The sequence below is a fragment of the Ulvibacterium marinum genome (assembly GCF_003626755.1).
Lineage (GTDB): Bacteria > Bacteroidota > Bacteroidia > Flavobacteriales > Flavobacteriaceae > Ulvibacterium > Ulvibacterium marinum.
In genome coordinates, this window is sequence record NZ_RBCJ01000004.1 from 77,817 (window position 1) to 99,307 (window position 21,491).

Genomic DNA, 21,491 nt, shown 5'->3' on the forward strand with positions numbered 1-21,491 from the left:
TTTCCTCAGCATTAATACTATATGACTATTAAATTTACATATTTTCCTGGTTGCTTCGTCATTTATTAACAAAATATTCGATATATCAAATAAAATCTCCATGTATTGTTTTGTCCATTAGGTTTTCCCATTTTTGTGGAAAACTAACAACGTTATGCCCTCCATATCCCAAAAAGGACAAGTAATGCCGGAATCACCAATACGAAAGTTGGTGCCTTTTGCCGAGGAGGCCAAAAGAAAGGGAATTAAGGTCATTCACTTAAATATTGGACAACCTGATATTAAAACGCCCCAAGTTGCACTTGATGCAGTAAAAAACAATACTTTGGAGGTCTTGGAATACAGCCGCACCGAAGGTTCGGAGGCCTATCGGGAAAAAATAGCCGATTATTACGCTGAAAAGGGTATTGAGGTTTCCGCTAATGAAATTATGGTTACTACCGGTGGTTCCGAAGCTTTGTCCTTTGCCATGGGCAGTATTGCCGATAATGGTGATGAAATTATAATTCCCGAACCGTTTTATGCCAATTACAATGGATTCGCGACAGCTTCAGGAATCAAAGTTTTGCCCGTAGTTTCCCAAATAGAGGACAATTTCGCCCTTCCCGCTATTGAGGAATTCGAAAAGCTCATAACAAATAGCACCAGGGCCATTTTAATTTGTAATCCCGGTAATCCTACCGGATATCTGTATACCAAGAAAGAGATACAAAAATTAGCAGAAATCGTAAAAAAGCATGACCTGTTTTTAATAGCCGATGAAGTATATCGTGAATTTGCCTATGATGGTAGGGAACACCATTCCATTTTAAGGGAACCTGGACTGGATGAAAATGCTATCGTAATAGATTCCGTTTCCAAAAGATATAGTATGTGCGGGGCACGAATAGGATATTTGGTTTCCAGAAATAACAAACTCATTAAGACTGCCTTAAAGTTTGCGCAAGCCCGATTATCACCCCCTACCTATGCCCAAATTGCCAGTGAGGCCGCTTTAAGCACCCCTCAAAGTTATTTTGATGAGGTAAATAAAGAATATACAGAAAGACGGGACGTCCTTATAGCCGAGTTGGAAAAAATAGAGGGTGTAAAGATAGGAAAGCCGCAAGGTGCTTTTTATTGTATCGTTGAGCTTCCTATAAAAGATGCGGATGATTTTGCCCAGTGGCTTTTGGAAGACTTTAGGATAAACAATGAAACCGTAATGGTTGCTCCAGCGGCCGGATTCTATGCTACCGAGGGATTGGGGAAGAACCAGGTACGAATTGCCTATGTGTTGGAGAGGGATAGCTTAAAAAGGGCGGTGAATATACTACAAGAGGCCCTCAAGAGTTATATAGGTTGATGGAAATACAGCAAGATATATCCCTTAAAGATTACAATACCTTCGGTATAGATGCCAAGGCTAAATTTTTTATTGAAATAAATAGTACTAATGACCTAAGGGAAGCACTGCAACTGAATGGTTATCCCAAAATCTTTGTCATCAGCGGCGGCAGCAATATGCTAATTACCAAAGACATAGATGCTTTGGTACTCTATATAAATATAAAGGGCATTGAGATATCTACCCAAGATGACGATACGATAACCCTTAAGATAATGGCCGGGGAAAACTGGCACGAGCTTGTTCTTTGGACCTTGAAAAAAGGCTATGGTGGTCTCGAAAATATGTCCCTCATTCCCGGGAATATCGGTACCGCTCCCATACAGAATATCGGTGCATACGGTGTGGAGCTTAAGGATACCTTTGTTTGCTGCGAAGCCATGAGAATTGACGACCAGGCCATAAAGAGCTTCAACAAGAAGGATTGCAAATTCGGATACAGGGATTCCTATTTCAAGAATGAAGGCAAGGGAAAGTACATCATTGTCTCCGTAACCTTGCAGCTTACAAAGCAAAATCATCGAATTAATAGATCCTACGGCGCAATTGAATCTGAATTGAACAAGAAAAACATCGATAGGCCTACCATTACCGATATCTCCAACGCCGTAATATCCATACGAAAAAGTAAATTGCCCGATCCGGCCAAATTAGGCAATAGTGGTAGTTTCTTTAAAAATCCGGTTATTAACCAAACGAAATTCGATACTTTTACAAAAGACTATCCGGATGCTCCTTATTACAAAGTTTCCTCCAATGCATATAAAATTCCGGCTGGTTGGCTCATTGAACAATGCGGTTTTAAGGGCAAGCGTTTCGGCGATGCAGGTGTACATGAACACCAAGCCTTGGTTTTGGTGAATCATGGTAGGGCTACCGGAATGGAAATATTAAACCTTGCCCAAAAAATTATTGAAAGTGTTAGGGATAAATTTGTCATCACCATACATCCGGAGGTAAATATCATAAAATAACCCCCGAAAAAAGAATCCTCCGAGGGCTATACCAAACCAAACTAACCAAAAACTAAATGTACAGTTACCAATTGTACATTTATCTAATTAAAATATTGAGATGTTGCCTGCTATGGCAATCAATTTAATAAATTAGCGTTTAAGGGATATACGGTAAAAAGATTGAATTGGATGTTCATCTATTTCGATTTTTTTAAGTATTCCGAACAATATATGAGTACACTTCTTGAAAAACACATCGTAGAACTGCTCCAAGAGCGAAACGAAAAAGCAATCTCGCTTTTGTACGAGCACTATGGGGATACGCTCTATGGTGTGGCCCAAAAAGTAGTTCGCGATGAAGAAATGGCACAGGACGTGCTTCAGGAAAGCTTTGTGAAAATTTGGAAAAAATCGGATTCCTATGATTCCTCAAAGGCCAAATTATTTACTTGGCTCTTCCGCATTACCCGTAATACGGCCATTGACAAATTGCGCAGTACGAACACAAAAACCGATAAGGAAATCCAAATGGATGTTTCCGACGTATATAATTTAGGCATTGAAAGTATTAGGCCTGAATTTATGGATGTCCGGGAAAATCTGGAAAAGATAGAATCCAAATACCAAATTGTATTGGAAGCTTTATTTTTTCAGGGGATGACACAACAAGAAGCCAGTGAAGAACTGGATATTCCGTTGGGCACCATTAAGTCCAGGTTAAAAATTGGGCTTAGGGAACTAAAAAAGATTTATGGTCCCGCCATGTCTTTCCTGCCGCTATTAAATTTGATACAATGAAAGAAAAAATAAAAATATTTCTGGATTCAGACTTGCTCGAAAAGTATTTGTTAGGGACGGTTACAGATCAGGAGGCTTTGCAAGTGGAGCGATACATTGCCATGTATCCCGAGGTACGCGAAACCTATAACGAGCTTCAAGAAAATTTAGAGGCATTTGCAAAATTGCATGCCATAAAGACGCCAGAAGGCCTTAAAGAGCGAATCCTTGTAAGAATAAAGGCGGAAAACTCAACAAGAAAAAGATTCTTCAGATATGCCATTGCAGCAAGTTTTGCTACTCTTTTGTTTGCAGGAGCTTCCTATTTCTTCTGGAACCAGAACCAAAGCCTTCAAGAAGAAAATACTATTGTCAGCAATAAAATAAAGGATTTGGAGGAGGATATGAGAGAGCAACTGGAAGATGTAAGAAACCAGTTCATAGTGCTCAATAATCCCCAGACCAAAAAGTATAGTGTAAAGGGTAACAAAAAGGCCAAAGAACTTAAGGCGGTCGCTTACATTAATCCGGTTAAAAAACTGTCCTATATCAATGTGGAGAAACTGCCCAACTTACCTGAGAATCAATGTTTCCAAATGTGGGCCGAGGTTAATGGGAAAATGGTCAATTTGGGAGTTATTAAGGAAGCGGTAAGTCAAGAAAAACTACTGGCACTACCTTATTCAGACAAAGCCGTAGGTTATATCACTATTGAACCTAAAGGAGGGAATCAAACACCCACAGTAGAAAATATTGTTGCCAATATTGCATATTGATAAAGAAATCTTACTTCCCATATGGCCCTGAAGCTAGCTTCAGGGCTATATTTTTTATATCTTTGCCTAAAATTCTGAAAAGATGCTGATTGTTTTGACTATAGGCTTACTAGCACTGGCTTTTGCCGGAATTGCCATAAAGATTTGGTCTCAAAAAGATGGCAAATTCGCAGGTACTTGTGCGAGCCAAAGCCCATTTTTGAACAAGGATGGACAAGCCTGTGGCATGTGCGGGAAACTTCCGAGTGAACAGGATTGCAAAAAGGATATTGCCCCAAAACTACAATAGAAAGCTAACCTTTTCTGCACTTAAACTTTTATTAATACCTACTACGATTGGTCAAACGGGAAAACGGACTTCAAGATATAATCAAAAGGGCCAAATCCGGTAACCAAATTGCTTTTAGCACACTTTTGGACAACTTCTGGAACGACGTTTATGGTTTTCAGTTGAAACGCACGGAAAATGAAAACGATGCGGAAGATATTACCGTTCAGACATTTTCCAAGGCTTTTGATCGCATTTCTACCTATGACGAATCTTATGAGTTCAAAACCTGGTTGATTGCCATTTCCAAAAATATTCACATAGATCTCATCAGAAAAAGAAAAAGAAGCCCTTTTGAGACCGATGGGAACAATGAAGTGATAAAAAAGGTTTTGGACGATGCCCCAACAGCAGAAGATCGTCTAATAACCGAACAGAATCTGGCCAACCTGCTTCAGCATATCAAAAAACTTAAGCCCCATTACCAAGAAGTTATTAATCTTAGATACTTCAATGAACTTAGCTATGCGGCCATAGCCAAAGAGCTTAATGAACCCATTAACAACGTTAAGGTGAAGTTACTAAGGGCAAAAAAACTACTGGCAGAAGTCATCAAAGGTGGTAAACAATAGGAGATGCACATTACAAAAAAAGGATTCGGGGCGTAGGATAAGGCCAAACTTAAATCGAAAAACCCATTATCCCTTGAAACCCTATAGTTCCCATAAACCATAATTTACTTCGTATATTTGTTTAAATTTTCGCTATGAGTGTAGAGACTTTGGGGAATGTTGCCCCTCCCAAGGGAAAACCTAAATGGCTTAGGGTAAAACTTCCTACAGGCAAGAAATATTCCCAACTCAGGGGATTGGTAGATAAATACAATTTACATACTATTTGCACCTCTGGTAGTTGTCCCAATATGGGGGAATGTTGGGGAGAAGGAACCGCAACCTTTATGATTTTGGGAAATATATGCACGCGTTCCTGTGGTTTTTGCGGTGTTCAGACGGGGCGTCCGGAAAATGTAGACTGGTCAGAGCCCGAAAAAGTGGCCCGGTCCATAAAAATTATGGGCATTAGACATGCTGTCATTACCTCTGTGGATCGTGACGATTTAAAGGATATGGGATCCATTATCTGGGCCGAAACCGTCAAAGCGGTAAGGAGAATGAATCCAAACACCACTTTAGAGACGCTTATTCCTGATTTTCAGGGTATTGAAAATCATATTAATCGTATAGTCCACGTAGCTCCGGAAGTGGTGTCCCATAACATGGAAACCGTAAAACGGCTTACCCGTGAAGTAAGGATCCAGGCGAAATACGACCGTAGCCTTGGTGTCCTAAAATATCTCAAGGACAGCGGTATAAATAGAACAAAATCCGGTATAATGTTAGGTCTTGGCGAGCAGGAAGAAGAGGTTATCCAAACCATGAAAGACCTAAGGAAAGTAAACGTAGACGTTCTAACGATTGGCCAATACCTTCAACCGTCCAAAAAACATTTACCGGTAAAGGAATTTATTTTGCCGGAACAATTCAAGAAATACGAAACGTTGGGGTTGGAAATGGGATTTAGATACGTGGAGAGCGGTGCATTGGTAAGATCGTCCTATAAAGCGCATAAGCATGTAGATTGAGACCCAAAAAACCAACATTGACCTTTGCAAAGGATGTTCCTAAAATTGTGGCAGTTTTAGTATAATTTCAAGAAATAAGCTAAAAATTGTACAGTTTATAAGAAAATTCCTATTAGATTGGTTCGGGTAAACAATAGTTACCATTCTTGTACGTTTCATTTTCAGGCCCCTCAACAACAAAATTGAAGGGTGTTTTGCTATGTGACGGAATTTTTGATTTATATCGATATTGTGCATCACTAAAAAGTATATTTGAGAATCGAAATATTACATAAACTACTTCAAAAATGGGTATGGAGCTATCTTCTGTTAGTTGCCTTTAATGTATCCCATGGGCAAGATTCCTTGGCACAAAATGATTTACAGTCTTATTTCGACAATGCCAGGGAATTAAAAAATCAGAGCAAAATGGATCTTGCTCTGGAGTCGTTGGAAAAAGCTGCCGAACTTGCGGAAAAAAATGAGGATGTAAAAGCCTTGGTAGACAGCTATCACAATCTTGCCCTGCTCTACCTAAAATTAGACAAGGAGGAAACTACACTTTTCTTTTGGGATCGGGCAAAATCAGTACTCAAGGATATAGAATATCCATACGGTGACGCCATTCATAAGTTTATAGAGGCTATTTTGCTGTTTAGGGATGACAAGAACTTTCAGGCCATCTTCATGCTCAACGAAGCAAAGCAATTGAACAACGATCGTAATTTTTTCAACAATATCCTTTTGGTTGAGGGGAATATTTATTTGAATCTGGAAAAATATGATAGTGCTTCTAAAAATTTTAACTCGCTCGTCATCAATACGGATCTGTACGAAAAGGAATATTTGGCTACTAGGGCGTATATCGGTTTGGCGCAACTGAACCAAAAAATCAAAAATTTTGAGGAAGGGGCATTGAATGCCGAAAGCGCATTGAAGCTTTCCCGAGAAAATGACTTTTTTAAGGAAACCCTGGAAGCCAATCAATTATTGACCCAACTATATGAAAGCCTCGGCCGCTTCGATAAGTCCTTGGTCCATAATAGAAATCTTTTAGAAATCCGGGACTCCCTGTTTACCATAGAAAAAGTGAAAACGGAGGCCAAGACCGCAGAAAAAATTCAATTTGATTTTATGAGCGATGAAATCAAGCGGATGGATCAGCGTATCGAGGAGCTAAATGAATCGCGAAATCGTTCCGAGATTGCCACGATTCTCACTTCAGCATTTTTGTCCATTATCTCGCTATTGGCCGTTTCCCTATACCGGAACAATCAGATAAAACTGAAAACAAACGACCTATTACAGACCAAAAACAATGAGCTACAGGGTGCAAGGGATGCGGCCGTACAGGCCATGGAGGCCAAGACCAATTTCTTGTCCACTGTAAGCCACGAGTTGCGTACACCGCTCTATGCAGTTACCGGCCTGACCCATCTCCTGTTGGAGGAAAATCCAAGTGAAAATCAAAAGGAGCATTTAAAGGCGCTAAAATTTTCAGGGGACTACCTCCTGAACTTCATAAACGACATCTTACAAATCAACAAAATTGATGCGGAAAAGCTAGAACCTTTGAACATAGAATTCAATCTTAAAAAGATTCTTCAAGAAGTTATAGACTCGCTTCAGCAAAGTGCCAAGGAAAATAACACCAAAATCATTTTAGAATATGATGAGAGCATTCCGGGCCATTTAATGAGTGATCCTTTGAAGCTTTCCCAAATATTCATGAATCTGGTAGGCAATGCCCTAAAATTTACAAAAGACGGTGAGGTAAAGGTAATAGCGCAGTTGATGAAAAAGGTGGAGGACGATGTTACTTTATATTTTGAAGTTAAGGATAACGGTATAGGAATATCCCAGGAGCAGCAAAAAGTGATTTTTGAAGGCTTTGAACAGGGCTCTATTCAAATTAATAGGGAATATGGCGGCACAGGGTTGGGTCTTACCATTGTAAAAAGCCTATTGGGCCTATTTGATAGTAAGATACAACTGCAAAGTGATTTGGGTGAAGGAAGTTCTTTCTTTTTTGAGCTTAAGCTAAAAAGTAAGGATAGTGTTGTGGACGACATTTCTTTTGAAATTACTCAAAAGGACTATGACTTTAAAGGGCTTCACCTATTAATCGTAGAGGACAACAAAATCAATCAGGTCATAACGAAAAAAATGTTGACCAAAAAGGACATCACCAGTGACATTGCCAGTAACGGTATGGAAGCTGTTGAACTCGCCCGAAAAAACCCATACGATGCAATTTTAATGGACATCCATATGCCAGGTATTAGTGGTGAGGAAGCTACCATTGAAATCCGCAAGTTCGATAGTCATACCCCTATTATAGCATTAACGGCCATCTCCCTGGATGACAGTTTGGAGAGTTTTTATGCAGCTGGGTGCAATGATGTGGTAACCAAGCCCTTTAAACCAGAGGTTTTCTATCAAAAAATCGGGGAGAATATTTTTAGTAAAAAAGAGGTCAAGAACCCTGCATCATAAAATTGGACAATTCCTTGGCCAATATGTCCTGTTCATTATTTAAGAAATGGTGGCGTACCGGAACATAGTATAGGTTTTTCAGCTTCCCGGTTAGACGGACATAGTCCTTTTCCGTAGTTAAAATACATTCCTTGGACTTAAAAAGAGCCAATTCGTTTTTAGTGAAATAGTGATGGTCCCCAAATCTTAAATGCTCAAAAACAAGTCCTTGGTTTTTAAGCCAAAGGATCAAAGGTTCGGGATAGGCAATTCCGGTGACCAGCGTAATTTTTAGGTTCCCCAAATCTTCCCAAGAAATCACTTTGGCATCGCCAATCGGAAAGTCATATGCCAAGCTACTGAAAAATATCTGCTGGTTTTTTATTGGTTTTATTTTACTTATAATGACATCCTTTTCTATTTGGGGCAATGAAGAAGGACATTTGGTGACTACAATGGCATTCGCCCGCCTCGCTTCTTTTTTGGCATCACGCAAATCACCTGTGGGCAAATACCAGTCGTCCGTATACAAATTGGAATAGGTGGTCAATAAAATTGTGTACCCCGGACGTACTTTCCTGTGTTGAAAGGCATCGTCCAAGAGGATAACATTAGGATTTACCCGCTTTTTCAATTCAAGAATTCCTCTGGTTCTGTTTGCGTCCACTGCAACCACGACCTGAGGAAATTTGGAATGGATCTGAAAGGGTTCATCGCCTAACTCCTCAACGGTACTTTCTGCTCTTCCAACAAGAAAACCTTTGGATTTCCGCTTATATCCCCTACTTAATACGGCAGTGCGATGGGAGTGCTGAAAATGGGATACCAAAAGCTCTATCATGGGTGTTTTCCCCGTTCCCCCAACACTCAGGTTACCGATGCAAATTATAGGAATGTCGAAAGACCTTGATTTCAAAAATCCGACATCATACAAATAATTACGAATATGTACCACAAGGGCATATACCAAAGAAATGGGAAACGCTATTTTTCGTAAAAGTCGCACCGGAACGAAAATATAATATTTTATCTTTGGTAGCCTTATAAAACCAAAAAATGACCATCCTGGAAATAACCCAAATACTGGAAGAACTGGCCCCCCTGCACTATGCCGAGGATTTTGATAATACTGGAATTTTAGTGGGCAACCCGGAAACAGAAGTCTCTGGGGTTTTAGTTACCCTGGATACTTTGGAAACAGTAATCGAGGAGGCTATTGCCCATAACTGTAATCTCATTGTAAGCTTTCATCCTATAATTTTTGGTGGACTAAAAAAGCTGACCGGTTCTTCTTATGTTGAACGGACGGTAATAAAGGCCATCCAAAATCAGATTGCTATTTATAGTATGCACACGGCATTGGACAATTCACCCAAGGGTGTAAACGCCAAGATTTGTGAAATCTTGGGAATACAAAACCCTAAAATACTGATTCCCAAAAAGGGAACCCTCAAAAAATTAACGACCTATGTTCCAAAAAACGATGCAGAAAAAGTTAGAAAAAGTCTTTTTGCAGCGGGAGCGGGAAACATAGGAAAGTATAGTGATTGTAGCTTCAACACGGATGGAATCGGTAGTTACAAAGCAAATGACGGGGCAAACCCGGCCAAGGGCCAGATCGGACAAATACATTATGAGGAAGAGACCCAAATAAACGTGGTTTTTTCAGCAATGAACGAGCCTAGAATAAAAATGGCATTGTTAAAACACCACCCTTACGAAGAGGTAGCCTATGAGATTCATACCTTGGACAATACCGATCTTACAATAGGTATGGGAATGGTAGGTCATCTAAAAAATCCTATGGAGGAAATGCAGTTTCTTGAGCTTATCAAGAAAAAAATGAAGGCATCCTGTATACGTCATTCAGAATTATTGGGAAAAAGGATACAAAAAGTAGCTGTACTTGGAGGTAGCGGAGCTTTTGCTATTTCTGCTGCAAAAGCCTCAGGGGCGGATGTTTTTATAACTGCCGATGTAAAATATCATCAGTTCTACGAGGCAGAGAACAGAATGATAATAGCGGACATTGGGCATTATGAAACAGAACAGTTTACAAAAAATCTTTTAGTAGATTATCTTACAAAAAAAATCCCTAATTTTGCAATCCGTTTATCGGAAAGTAAAACCAATCCTATCAAGTATTTATAAAGCATATGGCTAAGAAGGTAGAAGCGACCGTAGAGGAAAAACTAAGGGCATTATACGATTTACAGTTAATTGATTCCAGAGTGGATGAAATACGCAACGTTAGGGGAGAACTCCCTTTGGAAGTGGAAGACCTGGAAGATGAGGTATTAGGGCTTAAAACGCGAATGGACAAGCTTAAGACCGATGTTGAGACCATTAATTTTGAAATCGGCGCAAAGAAGAACCTCATCGAAGAGGCAAAAACGTTGATAAAGAAATATAGTGAGCAACAAAAAAATGTTCGAAATAGTAGGGAGTTCAATTCCATAAGCAAGGAATTGGAATTCCAGGAATTGGAAATCCAATTGGCCGACAAGAACATAAAGGAGTTCAAAGCCCAAATTGAACAAAAAAAGGAAGTCATAGCAGAGACCAAGGAAAAACTCACTGAAAGGGAGGCCCATTTAAAGCACAAGAAAAGTGAATTGGATGCTATTTTGGCGGAGACCGAAAAAGAGGAAATGGCCCTATTGGACCAGTCCCAAAAATTCCAGAATGAAATAGAGGAAAGATTGATCAAGGCCTATACGCGAATCCGAAGCAATGTAAAAAATGGTCTTGCCGTTGTTCCTGTTGAACGTGGCGCATCAGGAGGCTCTTTCTTTACCATTCCTCCACAGGTACAGGTAGAAATCGCCTCGCGAAAAAAAATTATTACGGACGAGCACAGCGGCCGTATTTTGGTGGATCCCGTTTTAGCAGAGGAGGAACAGGAAAAAATGGAAAAAATGTTTTCCAGTTTATAACCATTCTTTAGAAAGAGATTAAAAGGCCATCCACTCATGTGAGATGGCTTTTTTGTTCACAACAGAAAAATAGTAATATGACCACATTAAAACTTATTATGGCGGTTATTCTTTTGAGCACTTTTAAGGGTGGCGCCCAGCAACTAAAGGACTATCAATGGAAAAATAGGATTCTCCTTTTCTTCGAAGTATCCTGGGAGTCCGATGCCATAAACTCTCAATTGGAAAAGTTTTCCGGAGTACGGGAAGAAATGGTTGATCGACATCTAGTCCTATTTGTGGTAACTCCTAAAGGTATCTTTACGGAGCATGGTCATCCGCAGGATATGCACTTAAAAGATGTATACAATACCGTCAATGTTTCTGAAAAGTTTAAGGGAGCAGTTTTGATCGGAAAGGATGGTGGTGTTAAGCTAAAAAAGGATTTGGAAATAACTCCACAACTTGTCTTTGATTTAATCGACAGTATGCCCATGCGAAGGGCCGAAATGCAGTCCGGAAAAAATCATTGAAGTAAATCCAAAATCATTTGTTCTACTTCAGGGCTATCCCATCTTTCCTCAATGTCGGGCACCTCCATTACTTCTTTCATAATTTCCTCTTGTGCATCACCAATTGCAAGGGCCTCAGCATAGGGTTTGTTGGAAAAAGTGACCCTGGAATATGCCGGAATCCACTTATCGGGATGCTTTTCCGCAAACCACTTTTCAATCTTTTTTTGTAATAGAAATCCCGGGTCTGCCGTTTTGCTGCTCATTTCCATAAAATTGCGATAGCTCAATTCCGCAATAGCATCGGCATTAGGTTTCCGTTGTTCTTGATAGGTGCGGAAAATAGTCTCCCAATCATCACCATATTGCCCCATCAATTGATCAAGGAAATAAATATCCTCGAACCCGGCATTCATTCCCTGTCCATAGAATGGTACTACGGCATGGGCCGCATCCCCCACAAGTGCAACCTTATCCCAATAGGTCCAGGGGTAGCATTTCATAGTTACAAGGGCACTGGTTGGGTTGGCAAAGAAATCGGTAGTCAAATTTTCAATTTCTTTTTGTACGTTGGGGAAGTGAGTCTTAAAGAATTTTTCTGCTTCTTTTTTGGTCGTTATCTTTTCAAAAGATATCTCTCCTTCAAAGGGCATAAAGAGGGTACAGGTAAAACTCCCATCCAAATTAGGCATGGCGATAAACATAAACCTCCCTCTTGGCCATATATGAAAGGAATTCTTATCCAATTTATGGGAACCATCCTCATTTGCCGGAATGGTCAGTTCCTTGTATCCTACATCGATAAAGTCTTGGGAATAATCAAAACGGCTCCTTCTTTGCATTTTGTGACGCACTCTTGAAAAAGCCCCATCACATCCAAAAACGATATCGAAATCGTATGCTTTCCATTCGCCTTTTTCCGTTTCCCCAGTATAGATTTTGGCCTGGGGCAAGTCCACGTCCCAAACTTTTTCCTCAAATCTGAATTCGACTCCGGTGCCTTCGGCCAAGTCGATCATCTTACGGTTTAGCACACCTCTGGAAATGGACCAAATGGCCTCACCTTCCTTACCGTATTTCTGAAAATAAAGGGGTTTTCCAACGACGTGCATAGCGCGCTTGTCCAAGGGAATGGCAAGTTTTTTAACCTCTTTTTCAATTTGAATTTGGCTTAAGGCCCTCCAACCCCTATCGCTCATGGCCAAATTAATGGAACGGCCGGAAAATTTGATGGTCCTAATATCTGGCCTTCTATCGAAAACAGTAATGGAGTGCCCTCTTTTTTGTAGATAAATGGCCAATAATGACCCCACCAGCCCCGAGCCTACAATGGCAATTTTTTTGGGAGTCTGTGTCATAAATAACCTATAGGCTATGGGTTAAAGATGGTAAATGTACTAAAATTTAAATATCCGTAATAAAAGCATTGAAAGCTCCCCAAAATTCCAATTTTAGAAATTAGTTAACATTTTTTGTTTAACATTTTATTATTTTTATAAAACAAAAAGATATGTTGCATTACTCCAAGTCCGATTTGGACAAATTGCCTACCCGCTTTAAATCCAACCTCATCAACAGCTGTACAGGATATAAATCCTGCAACTTGCTTGGAACAATTTCTGAGAAGGGAGTCACTAACCTGGCAATTTTCAATTCCATTTTGCACATAGGAAGTAATCCACCGCTTTTAGGCTTTATCCTAAGACCCCTTACGGTTAAACGGGATACCTACGAAAACATAAAGCTCAATGGGGATTTCACTGTAAATCATGTAAACAAATCCATTATAAGGCCAGCACATCAAACTTCGGCAAAATATGAAAAGGAAATCTCCGAATTTGAAAAAACCGGGTTGGTCGCGGAGTATTTGGATGGCTTCCCAGCACCCTATGTTGAGGAAAGTACGATAAAATTGGGGTGCCGTTATGAAAATGCCTATGAAATAAAGGAAAATGGTTGCCTATTGATTATTGGAAGTATTCTACATATTTATCTACCTAAAGAAACCCAGCACAAAGACGGATGGGTACAATTGGATAAAGCACAAAGCATCTCCGCCATAGGGTTAGACGGTTATGCCCTGCCAGAGTTATTAATGCGCCTTGCCTATGCCAGACCGGATGAATTTGAGAATACTCCAAATGAACCGTAAAAAAGCTGACCTTCCCATTAAAATCTGCAAGGTTTGTGGTTTGGCTTTTCGTTGGCGAAGAAAGTGGAGAAAAGACTGGGAAGAGGTTAAATATTGTAGCGCAAGATGCAGAAGAAATAAAAACTTAAAGGCTGATAGTAGTTGATGGCACTAGTTTGTATTAAATAACGCCCAACTTGAACTTCATTCTTAAAATCTTAAAATGAATAACCTGGTTTGGTTTAGGAACGATCTTAGGGTTAGGGACAACATTTCCTTGGCCAAAGCATGTTCTGGAAATCAAGTATTGGGCATTTATTGTTTTGACCCAGTCCTTTTTAGAATAGGCGATTATGGGTTCAAGAAAACAGAAAGGTTCAGGGCCCGATTCTTGATTGAGACGATAATCCAACTTAAGGACAATCTAAAGAAGCTGAACATTCCCTTATTCGTTTATGTAGATAACCCTGAAAAACGGATTCCAAAATTCATAGGGGAACATGACGTACACACTGTTTTCCTACAAAAAGAATGGACCCAGGAGGAAAATGAAACGCGGGATGCCGTAGTCGCCAAGGTTTCCAGCTCCGTGAATTTTGAGGAAAGCTATGATCAGTTTTTGTTTCATCCGGACGATATCCCCTATGTCAGCTTTCAACAAATTCCCAGAGTCTTTACCAAATTCAGAAAAAAGTGTGAAACATATACCAGGGTGAGACCGGTTCTGGAAAGCCCAAAGGCTAAGCCTTCAACAAATTTAATCGAAAATAACACCGTGGTTCCCAGTTTGCGGGATCTGGGATTAAGCAATCTTAGTAACGATACCAGAACGGCCTTCCCCTTTCAAGGCGGTGAGACCAACGCTCAAAAAAGGGTGCAGGACTATTTCTGGGAAACCCAAAAGTTGGCCTTTTACAAAAAGACACGTAACGGATTGGTGGGCCAGGGATATAGTTCCAAGCTTTCTCCTTGGTTGGCCAATGGTAGCATTTCAGCACGGACCATCTACTGGGAAGTTAAGGAATTTGAAAGGACCGTTAAAAAAAATCAAGATACATATTGGCTCGTCTTTGAACTGATTTGGCGCGACTTTTTCAAATATGTTTCTTTAAAACATGGCAACCAAATATTTCGGATTGAAGGTATTCTAAACAAAAAATACGACTGGAAAACATCCAAAAAAATAACGGAACAATGGATTTCCGGCCAGACGGAGGATCCCTTTATAAATGCCAACATGCGGGAAATAGCCCGGACCGGATGGATGAGTAACCGAGGTCGGCAAAACGTGGCCAGTTTTTGGTCCCGGGTACTGGAACAGGATTGGCGCATAGGGGCAGCCTATTTTGAAAGTATGCTCTTGGACTATGATGTACATAGCAATTGGGGCAATTGGATGTATAATAGCGGAGTCGGTAACGACCCACGCAATCGTATATTCAACAGTAAACGGCAAGCGGAGCGATATGACCCCAATGGAAAATTTCAAGCCCTTTGGCTTCAAGAAACGCTTTTTTAAAATCATATTCCGAAATTCATTTAAACAATGAACGTATTACGATTTATTTTGGGAGACCAACTCAATTTAAACCATAGTTGGTTTAAAGAGGTAGATGACTCCACCACCTATCTTATGGCCGAAATGCGGCAGGAGACGGATTATGTAAAACATCATATTCAAAAAGTAGTGGCCTTCTTCATCTCAATGCGAAATTTTGCGGAGACACTGGAAAAAAAAGGACATCGGGTTATCTACTTAAAAATTACAGATTCCGAAAACCCCCAGAACTTGGAAAAGTTGATTTCTCTCTATGTAGAAAAAACAGGAGTCGGAAAATTTGAGTATCAACTCCCCGATGAATACCGATTGGACTCCCAATTACAATCCATATGCCAAATGCTTAAGATAGATAGCGAAGCTTTTGATACGGAACATTTCTATACCAAACGCCACGAGTTAAAGGACTTCTTTAAAGGAAAGCAGCAATTGGTCATGGAAAGTTTTTATCGAATGATGCGTAAAAAACATGATGTCCTAATGAACAATGGGCAACCCGAAAGTGGTAAGTGGAACTTTGATCAAAGTAATCGAAAAAAATGGACAGGAAACCCGAAGATTCCCGAAGCAAAAACCTACAAAAAAGATGTTTCCTCGGTGGTAGAACAGATCAAGTCATCTGGCGTGGAGACCTTTGGCAATCTGGATGAAGCTCGTTTCCATTGGCCCACTTCACGAATAGATAGTATTTCATTACTGAATTATTTTTGCGGTCATCTTCTAAAATATTTTGGTGATTATCAAGACGCCTTACATACCTATGAGAAATTCTTGTTTCACTCGCGACTCTCCTTCGCAATGAACAGCAAGATGCTATCACCAAAGGAGGTCGTAGATCAAGTTTTGGAATATTATAACAATCACTCGGATGAAATCCATATTTCTCAGGTAGAAGGTTTTATACGGCAAATAATTGGATGGCGCGAATACATGCGCGGAATTTATTGGAAAGAAATGCCCGGTTATGCCAATCACAATAAATTGGAAAACTACAATAAACTACCCAGCTTCTATTGGACCGGCCATACCAAAATGAACTGTCTAAAACATGCCATAGGGCAAAGTTTGGACACCGCTTATGCTCACCATATCCAACGTTTAATGATAACAGGAAATTTTGCCCTTTTGACCCAAACCCATCCGGATGAGGTAGACCAATGGTATTTAGGTATCTACATAGATGCCTTGGAGTGGGTGGAAATTACCAATACCCGAGGTATGAGTCAGTTTGCCGATGGAGGTATCGTCGCCACCAAGCCCTACGTAAGCAGTGCCAACTACATCAACAAAATGAGCAATTACTGTACCGATTGCCACTATAGTCCAAAACAGAAAATCGGTGAACAAGGATGCCCTTTCAATGCCTTGTACTGGAATTTCTTGGATGAGAAAAAGAAACATTTTGCAAACAACCCCAGGATGAGTATGATGCTAAATCTCTTAGAAAAAAAGGATAAACATGAGTTAAGGGATTTAAAGCGCAGGGCGAAAGACATTATCCAAAATCCCGAGAAGTATTAATCCACTTTAATAAACATTTAACGGTACTATGAAATCCTTATAATATCTTTGAAACGTATATAAATAAAATTTTCCGCTTAGGCGTCCATATATATCCAGAAAGTCCTTCACATTAGGTTTGCGAAGGACTTTTTCAGTATTATATATAACAGCTTTGACCAATTAGCCAAAAACTACTCCAAAACTCCGTCTACAATTCCATATGCAACGGATTCTTCAGCGCCCATCCAATAGTCACGATCAAAATCCTTCATAACTTTTTCAAAGGTTTGCCCACAATTTTCAGCCAAAATCTTGGCTCCTAATTCCTTGGTCTTTATAATCTCCTTGGCCTGGATTTCTATATTGGACGCCTGTCCCCTTGCACCGCCACTAGGTTGGTGGATCATTACCCGTGCATGGGGCTGGATAAACCTTCTACCCTTTTCGCCAACGGACAGTAAAATAGAACCCATTGAGGCAGCAAGGCCAGAACATACAGTGGATACCGGGCTTTTTATTTGCTTGATGGTATCATAAATGGCAAAGCCCGAGGTGACATAGCCTCCAGGACTATTTATAATTAACTGTATTTCCTTGTTATTCTGAAGATCCAAATAAAACAAACGATCAATAACATGTTTGGCTGAATCATCGTCCACCATGCCCCATAGAAAGACTTTCCGTTCATCGAGCAATTTTTCTTGTATGGCCTGCTGTACTTTTCCTTTTTTTGAACTCATTTTTTATTTTCTTGTGAAGTGGTAAAATTAATCAAATTATTGGGAATCTTGACTCCCCTAAATGAATGAATCGACATCTGGATAAAACTGATTATCTTTGAAAAAATCAAAGTATGAAACCATATCTATATTCCTTCATAGTTGCCTTTGCACTGATCATAGGCTGTAAAAACGAAAAAAAAACAACTACTACCGAAGTTGAAAAGGAATTGAGCATTTTAGAAAAATTAGCCTATGCCAATGGATTTGAAAATTGGAACAAAGTCCAAGAACTAAAATTTACCTTTAATGTGGATCGGGATACCAGTCATTTTGAACGCACCTGGATTTGGGAACCAAAGATAAATCAGGTTACTGCCATAACCGATGTCGATACCCTTACCTACCTCAGAAAGGATATGGATAGTGTGGCCCATAAGACCAATGGAGGGTTCATCAACGATAAATACTGGCTCATTGCTCCTATCAACATTTTATGGGACAAGAATGGTATTGATTACGACCATTCCCAAAATGTAGAAGCACCGATCAGTAAAAAACCGATGCAAAAACTCACCGTGGTATATAGCAACGAAGGGGGATATACACCAGGAGATGCCTATGATTTTTATTTTGGCGATGACCATATGGTAAAGGAATGGATGTTCCGCAAAGGAAATCAGGCGGAGCCTTCCTTGATCACAACTTGGGAAGACTATGTTGATATTGGTGGTTTGAAAATTGCCAAGATGCACCAAAAAGAGGATGGTAGTTTTAAACTGTATTTTACCGATGTAGCGGTAAAAACCAATTAATGGCCAAGTCAGGATTTTATCCTTTTCTTGTTCATTGTAAAGGTAGCCCCAAAAATTAGTAGGGCGCAACAAGTTAATACCACGAAGCAGGCTATTAAGGAAAATCTGTCCGCTAAAAACCCTAAGATAGGCGGGGCCAACAAAAATCCAGTATATCCCGTTCCGGCAATAAAGGATACCCCTTGGGATGAATCCACACCTTTTACGTTGCCTCCTATGCGAAAAATTTCAGGGACCATAACCGAAAATCCAAGGCCGCTCAATGCAAATCCGGAAATGGCCAAGTATGTATCGGTAGATAGCACCAAAGCATACCCGGCAATAACGATCAAGGTACCCAAGGATACCATTTTCACTGAACCGATTTTGGCGCTAATACCATCACCCAGGAACCGTCCCAAAGTCATCGTTATCTGAAAGCCAAGAAATCCAGCACCCCATAGTGCTTCCGGGGCAATGCTCACCTCTTTGAGATAAAGTCCGCTCCAGTCTACAATAGCGCCTTCGCTCCCCATGGAAACAAAGGAAATCAATCCCAATAACAATAAAGGTCTAAATAGTTTTAGGCTAAAAGGCTCCTTCTCTACAGGAGCAGCCGTTATATTCTTATAGCCGCCATAGAAAAAAAGGTTTACCAAAAAGACCAGGGCAATGGCAATACCCATATGCAAAGTGGGATTGCCCAATGGACCTATGAGAAAGCTTCCTAGGCCGGCCAAGACACCTCCCAGACTAAAAAAACCATGGGAAGCGGACATGAATTTCGTCCCATCCTCCTTTTCCAATTCGGTAACCAAGGTGTTCATGGCTATATCCGTAAAACCATTGGTGGCACCAAAAAGGAATAAGGCGGCCATAAGTGTATAATAACTTGGGGCCACAATGGGTAATATGCCTGTTAAACAAATGAGCAGCACACCATATCCCGTGGCCTTACCTACCCCTATCCTATTTATTATTGTGGAGGCTATTGGAAATATGGTGAAAACCCCAAGGGATAGAAAAAAAATAGCGATTCCCAATTGGGCCTTATCAATGCCTAAATTCTCCTTTACCGTAGGAATATATATGGCCCATGTTCCGAATAAGATATTTAAGCTGGCAAAAACCCAAGCGGGACCAAAATAGCGGGCATTGGAAAGAATGAGTACTAGGGATTTCATCTAAGGTCGGTACTAGTATAGGTTGGCGGTTTGAAATAAACGGCAAAGCTACTAAAAACCCACAACTATCCATTACTGATTCTCGTGAGGATTCCTTGTTTCAATAATTGTCCAAATTGGTACATATCCGTAAAAGAACAATAGAAGGGAGCAGGTGCCAAACGGATGACATTAGGTTCCCGCCAATCGACGATTACGCCATTTTCCATCAGAAAATCAAAAAGGGGTCGCCCCTCCCCGTGCAACAGAACGGATAGTTGACAACCTCTGTCCAAAGGGGTGATAATCTCAAAGGTGCTATCTACTTCCTTGTCAATTTCCTTTAAAATAAATTCGAGGTAAGTGGTTAACCGATTCCTTTTTTCGACTAGGGCGGTCATCCCTACTTCATTGAACATTTCCAAAGAAGCCAAATAGGGAGCTAACGCGAGAACAGGTGGGTTGCTTACTTGCCAAGCATCCGCATTGGGCATAGGTTCAAATTGGGGCTTCATTAAAAAACGGGTTTCTTTTTTGGTACCCCACCAGCCTTCCAACCGGGGTATGCCATCTTTTCCCAAATGCCTTTCATGCACAAAAATACCGGAAGCGTTACCCGGACCACTGTTCATATATTTATAGCTACACCACGCGGCAAAATCCACATCCCAGCTATGTAACTCCAGTTCCACGTTTCCTACAGCATGGGCAAGGTCCCACCCTACATTTGATCCCACGGACCTTCCCGCTTGGGTTATGGCCTGCATATCAAAAAATTGTCCGTTGTAGTAGTTTACACCACCAATGAGTATCAAGGCCAGCTCATCCCCGATTTCTTCAACTTTTGCAATGACATCCTCAGTTCGCCAAAAATGCTCTCCCTTTCTTTTTTTTACTGTTACGATTACCTTTTCCGGGTCCAGACCGTGCCACCTAACCTGACTCTGTAGCATATATTGATCCGAAGGAAAGGCCTTTTCCTCACACAAAATCTTAAATCTGTCCGGACTAGGTGTGTAAAAAGAAGCCATTAAAAAATGAAGGTTCACGGTAAGCGTATTCAAAACGCATACTTCCTCTGGCTTTGCCCCAATAACCTTTGCCAAGGGTTCGGCCAGCCTTTCATGATAATCCCACCAAGGTTTGTCGGCATGAAAATGGCCTTCGACGGCCAATTCCTTCCAATCTGTCATGATCTCATCTATATACCTTTGGGTGCGCTTGGGTTGTAATCCAAGGGAGTTGCCTGTAAAATAAATGACTTCCTTGCCATTTACCTTAGGGAAATAAAATTCGTCCCGATAGGGTCCAAGAGGATCTTCGGCGTCTAATTTTTGGGCGAATTCAAGGGAGTTGTGGAACAACATACTAATTTTTTTCAAAACTACGACTTCAAAAAAGATATTGGAAAAGGGTTTAGAATAATTAAGTTAAGCGCATCTCAATAATATGCCTTTTAAAACCAAACTTTTCATAGGCCCTAAGAGCTCCAGGATTATCTTCATAGACGGTAAGACGAATTTCCGTCAAGTCCTTGGAAATGGCCCAATTCTTTAAGGCGGAAAGAATCTTTTGATTTACTCCCCTCCCCCGAAACTCAGGATTTGTATACATAAAACCCAAGTAGGCATAGTAGGTATGGTCTAAGTAATGTCTTGCCGTTTTTGCCATACCATAACCGGATGCCACAATCCTATCCTCGTACTCCGCCACCATTACGGCAACATCCTTATCCAATATCATGGATTCCAAGTCGTAATAATGTACGGGGTCTTTTTTAATGGTGGGGTCCAAAGGTCTTTCCGCTTGTATTACCCCCTGTTCAAATTTCTGGAGAACCGGTAAATCACTTAACAAGGCAGGTCGTATCTTAATTCCATCCATCGTTTTTATTCTTTTTGATTTCAAGGTAATCCATATTTTTGTTAAAACCATT

At 40.4% G+C, this 21,491-nt stretch carries 22 protein-coding genes; 16 read left to right on the forward strand and 6 right to left on the reverse strand.

From position 1 onward, the window contains the following. Positions 1–154: 154 nt before the first annotated feature. The 8 genes from D7Z94_RS19375 to D7Z94_RS19410 all read left to right on the forward strand — a co-directional run bounded on the left by D7Z94_RS19375 (position 155) and on the right by D7Z94_RS19410 (position 8,281). Positions 155–1,345, forward strand: coding sequence for a pyridoxal phosphate-dependent aminotransferase (locus D7Z94_RS19375; RefSeq protein WP_120713289.1), 1,191 nt, complete (start codon positions 155–157; stop codon positions 1,343–1,345). Continuing rightward, entirely contained in the window at positions 1,345–2,361 is a 1,017-nt protein-coding gene (gene murB, locus D7Z94_RS19380) for a UDP-N-acetylmuramate dehydrogenase (protein ID WP_120713290.1), read from the forward strand. Before D7Z94_RS19375 ends, murB begins: the two co-directional genes overlap by 1 nt. A 213-nt stretch (positions 2,362–2,574) precedes the next feature. Beyond that, a complete protein-coding gene (locus D7Z94_RS19385; RefSeq protein WP_120713680.1) occupies positions 2,575–3,141 on the forward strand; it encodes an RNA polymerase sigma factor in 567 nt (188 codons plus the stop codon). Then, on the forward strand, positions 3,138–3,896 hold the full coding sequence (locus tag D7Z94_RS19390) for an anti-sigma factor (protein ID WP_120713291.1): 759 nt from the start codon (positions 3,138–3,140) through the stop codon (positions 3,894–3,896). The genes D7Z94_RS19385 and D7Z94_RS19390 overlap by 4 nt, the downstream gene beginning before the upstream one ends. 82 nt (positions 3,897–3,978) lie before the next feature. Next, positions 3,979–4,185, forward strand: coding sequence for a membrane or secreted protein (locus tag D7Z94_RS19395; protein WP_120713292.1), 207 nt, complete (start codon positions 3,979–3,981; stop codon positions 4,183–4,185). 47 nt (positions 4,186–4,232) lie between these two features. Next, positions 4,233–4,796 carry an RNA polymerase sigma factor gene (locus D7Z94_RS19400; protein ID WP_120713293.1) on the forward strand — a complete coding sequence of 188 codons (564 nt, stop codon included), beginning with the start codon at positions 4,233–4,235 and terminating at the stop codon, positions 4,794–4,796. A gap of 134 nt (positions 4,797–4,930) precedes the next feature. Further along, a complete protein-coding gene (gene lipA, locus D7Z94_RS19405; RefSeq protein WP_120713294.1) occupies positions 4,931–5,806 on the forward strand; it encodes a lipoyl synthase in 876 nt (291 codons plus the stop codon). 252 nt (positions 5,807–6,058) lie between these two features. Next, on the forward strand, positions 6,059–8,281 hold the full coding sequence (locus D7Z94_RS19410; protein WP_317125788.1) for a hybrid sensor histidine kinase/response regulator: 2,223 nt from the start codon (positions 6,059–6,061) through the stop codon (positions 8,279–8,281). Here D7Z94_RS19410 and lpxK read toward each other — a convergent pair. Beyond that, a complete protein-coding gene (gene lpxK / locus D7Z94_RS19415) occupies positions 8,262–9,266 on the reverse strand; it encodes a tetraacyldisaccharide 4'-kinase (RefSeq protein WP_120713295.1) in 1,005 nt (334 codons plus the stop codon). The genes D7Z94_RS19410 and lpxK overlap by 20 nt on opposite strands. A 50-nt stretch (positions 9,267–9,316) precedes the next feature. Between lpxK and D7Z94_RS19420 the strand changes: the two genes are divergently transcribed. The 3 genes from D7Z94_RS19420 (at position 9,317) to D7Z94_RS19430 (ending at position 11,708) form a co-directional block, all read left to right on the forward strand. Beyond that, positions 9,317–10,411: a Nif3-like dinuclear metal center hexameric protein gene (locus tag D7Z94_RS19420; RefSeq protein ID WP_120713296.1), complete on the forward strand. Its 1,095-nt coding sequence runs from the start codon at positions 9,317–9,319 to the stop codon at positions 10,409–10,411. A gap of 5 nt (positions 10,412–10,416) precedes the next feature. Then, positions 10,417–11,196, forward strand: a complete 780-nt coding sequence (locus D7Z94_RS19425) for a zinc ribbon domain-containing protein (protein WP_120713297.1) — start codon at positions 10,417–10,419, stop codon at positions 11,194–11,196. A 77-nt stretch (positions 11,197–11,273) separates the two neighbouring features. Further along, positions 11,274–11,708: a DUF4174 domain-containing protein gene (locus D7Z94_RS19430; RefSeq protein ID WP_120713298.1), complete on the forward strand. Its 435-nt coding sequence runs from the start codon at positions 11,274–11,276 to the stop codon at positions 11,706–11,708. On the opposite strand, the gene D7Z94_RS19435 is transcribed toward D7Z94_RS19430, so the two are convergent. After that, the gene (locus tag D7Z94_RS19435; RefSeq protein WP_120713299.1) at positions 11,702–13,045 is read right to left on the reverse strand and encodes an FAD-dependent oxidoreductase; all 1,344 of its coding nucleotides are present in this window, start codon (positions 13,043–13,045) and stop codon (positions 11,702–11,704) included. The two genes, D7Z94_RS19430 and D7Z94_RS19435, sit on opposite strands and share 7 nt — an antisense overlap. 152 nt (positions 13,046–13,197) lie before the next feature. Here D7Z94_RS19435 and D7Z94_RS19440 point away from each other — a divergent pair, with 152 nt between their 5' ends. The 4 genes from D7Z94_RS19440 to D7Z94_RS19455 are packed head-to-tail and all read left to right on the forward strand — an operon-like array spanning position 13,198 to position 16,897. After that, positions 13,198–13,839, forward strand: coding sequence for a flavin reductase family protein (locus D7Z94_RS19440; protein WP_120713300.1), 642 nt, complete (start codon positions 13,198–13,200; stop codon positions 13,837–13,839). Further along, positions 13,829–13,984, forward strand: coding sequence for a DUF2256 domain-containing protein (locus tag D7Z94_RS19445; protein ID WP_170158855.1), 156 nt, complete (start codon positions 13,829–13,831; stop codon positions 13,982–13,984). Before D7Z94_RS19440 ends, D7Z94_RS19445 begins: the two co-directional genes overlap by 11 nt. Before the next feature lie 57 nt (positions 13,985–14,041). After that, positions 14,042–15,337 carry a DASH family cryptochrome gene (locus tag D7Z94_RS19450; RefSeq protein WP_120713302.1) on the forward strand — a complete coding sequence of 432 codons (1,296 nt, stop codon included), beginning with the start codon at positions 14,042–14,044 and terminating at the stop codon, positions 15,335–15,337. Positions 15,338–15,364: 27 nt separating this feature from the next. Next, positions 15,365–16,897 carry a cryptochrome/photolyase family protein gene (locus tag D7Z94_RS19455; protein ID WP_120713303.1) on the forward strand — a complete coding sequence of 511 codons (1,533 nt, stop codon included), beginning with the start codon at positions 15,365–15,367 and terminating at the stop codon, positions 16,895–16,897. 173 nt (positions 16,898–17,070) lie between these two features. Here the strand turns inward: D7Z94_RS19455 and D7Z94_RS19460 are convergent, their stop codons facing one another. Next, on the reverse strand, positions 17,071–17,619 hold the full coding sequence (locus tag D7Z94_RS19460) for a ClpP family protease (protein ID WP_120713304.1): 549 nt from the start codon (positions 17,617–17,619) through the stop codon (positions 17,071–17,073). A gap of 113 nt (positions 17,620–17,732) precedes the next feature. Between D7Z94_RS19460 and D7Z94_RS19465 the strand changes: the two genes are divergently transcribed. Next, a complete protein-coding gene (locus tag D7Z94_RS19465; RefSeq protein ID WP_120713305.1) occupies positions 17,733–18,413 on the forward strand; it encodes a hypothetical protein in 681 nt (226 codons plus the stop codon). A gap of 8 nt (positions 18,414–18,421) precedes the next feature. On the opposite strand, the gene D7Z94_RS19470 is transcribed toward D7Z94_RS19465, so the two are convergent. The 3 genes from D7Z94_RS19470 to D7Z94_RS19480 all read right to left on the reverse strand — a co-directional run bounded on the left by D7Z94_RS19470 (position 18,422) and on the right by D7Z94_RS19480 (position 21,490). Next, positions 18,422–19,576, reverse strand: a complete 1,155-nt coding sequence (locus tag D7Z94_RS19470) for an MFS transporter (protein ID WP_120713306.1) — start codon at positions 19,574–19,576, stop codon at positions 18,422–18,424. 65 nt (positions 19,577–19,641) lie between these two features. Then, positions 19,642–20,922 carry a kynureninase gene (kynU, locus tag D7Z94_RS19475; RefSeq protein WP_120713307.1) on the reverse strand — a complete coding sequence of 427 codons (1,281 nt, stop codon included), beginning with the start codon at positions 20,920–20,922 and terminating at the stop codon, positions 19,642–19,644. 58 nt (positions 20,923–20,980) lie between these two features. Further along, a complete protein-coding gene (locus tag D7Z94_RS19480) occupies positions 20,981–21,490 on the reverse strand; it encodes a GNAT family N-acetyltransferase (protein ID WP_245967258.1) in 510 nt (169 codons plus the stop codon). Position 21,491 lies beyond the last annotated feature (1 nt).

Bases quoted from the DNA above. Each gene is read 5' to 3' on its own strand.
- D7Z94_RS19375 (WP_120713289.1), top strand. From the start codon at position 155: ATGCCCTCCATATCCCAAAAAGGACAAGTAATGCCGGAATCACCAATA.
- murB (WP_120713290.1), top strand. From the start codon at position 1,345: ATGGAAATACAGCAAGATATATCCCTTAAAGATTACAATACCTTCGGT.
- D7Z94_RS19385 (WP_120713680.1), top strand. From the start codon at position 2,575: ATGAGTACACTTCTTGAAAAACACATCGTAGAACTGCTCCAAGAGCGA.
- D7Z94_RS19390 (WP_120713291.1), top strand. From the start codon at position 3,138: ATGAAAGAAAAAATAAAAATATTTCTGGATTCAGACTTGCTCGAAAAG.
- D7Z94_RS19395 (WP_120713292.1), top strand. From the start codon at position 3,979: ATGCTGATTGTTTTGACTATAGGCTTACTAGCACTGGCTTTTGCCGGA.
- lipA (WP_120713294.1), top strand. From the start codon at position 4,931: ATGAGTGTAGAGACTTTGGGGAATGTTGCCCCTCCCAAGGGAAAACCT.
- D7Z94_RS19420 (WP_120713296.1), top strand. From the start codon at position 9,317: ATGACCATCCTGGAAATAACCCAAATACTGGAAGAACTGGCCCCCCTG.
- D7Z94_RS19425 (WP_120713297.1), top strand. From the start codon at position 10,417: ATGGCTAAGAAGGTAGAAGCGACCGTAGAGGAAAAACTAAGGGCATTA.
- D7Z94_RS19430 (WP_120713298.1), top strand. From the start codon at position 11,274: ATGACCACATTAAAACTTATTATGGCGGTTATTCTTTTGAGCACTTTT.
- D7Z94_RS19435 (WP_120713299.1), bottom strand. From the start codon at position 13,045: ATGACACAGACTCCCAAAAAAATTGCCATTGTAGGCTCGGGGCTGGTG.
- D7Z94_RS19440 (WP_120713300.1), top strand. From the start codon at position 13,198: ATGTTGCATTACTCCAAGTCCGATTTGGACAAATTGCCTACCCGCTTT.
- D7Z94_RS19445 (WP_170158855.1), top strand. From the start codon at position 13,829: ATGAACCGTAAAAAAGCTGACCTTCCCATTAAAATCTGCAAGGTTTGT.
- D7Z94_RS19450 (WP_120713302.1), top strand. From the start codon at position 14,042: ATGAATAACCTGGTTTGGTTTAGGAACGATCTTAGGGTTAGGGACAAC.
- D7Z94_RS19455 (WP_120713303.1), top strand. From the start codon at position 15,365: ATGAACGTATTACGATTTATTTTGGGAGACCAACTCAATTTAAACCAT.
- D7Z94_RS19460 (WP_120713304.1), bottom strand. From the start codon at position 17,619: ATGAGTTCAAAAAAAGGAAAAGTACAGCAGGCCATACAAGAAAAATTG.
- D7Z94_RS19465 (WP_120713305.1), top strand. From the start codon at position 17,733: ATGAAACCATATCTATATTCCTTCATAGTTGCCTTTGCACTGATCATA.
- D7Z94_RS19470 (WP_120713306.1), bottom strand. From the start codon at position 19,576: ATGAAATCCCTAGTACTCATTCTTTCCAATGCCCGCTATTTTGGTCCC.
- kynU (WP_120713307.1), bottom strand. From the start codon at position 20,922: ATGTTGTTCCACAACTCCCTTGAATTCGCCCAAAAATTAGACGCCGAA.
- D7Z94_RS19480 (WP_245967258.1), bottom strand. From the start codon at position 21,490: ATGGTTTTAACAAAAATATGGATTACCTTGAAATCAAAAAGAATAAAA.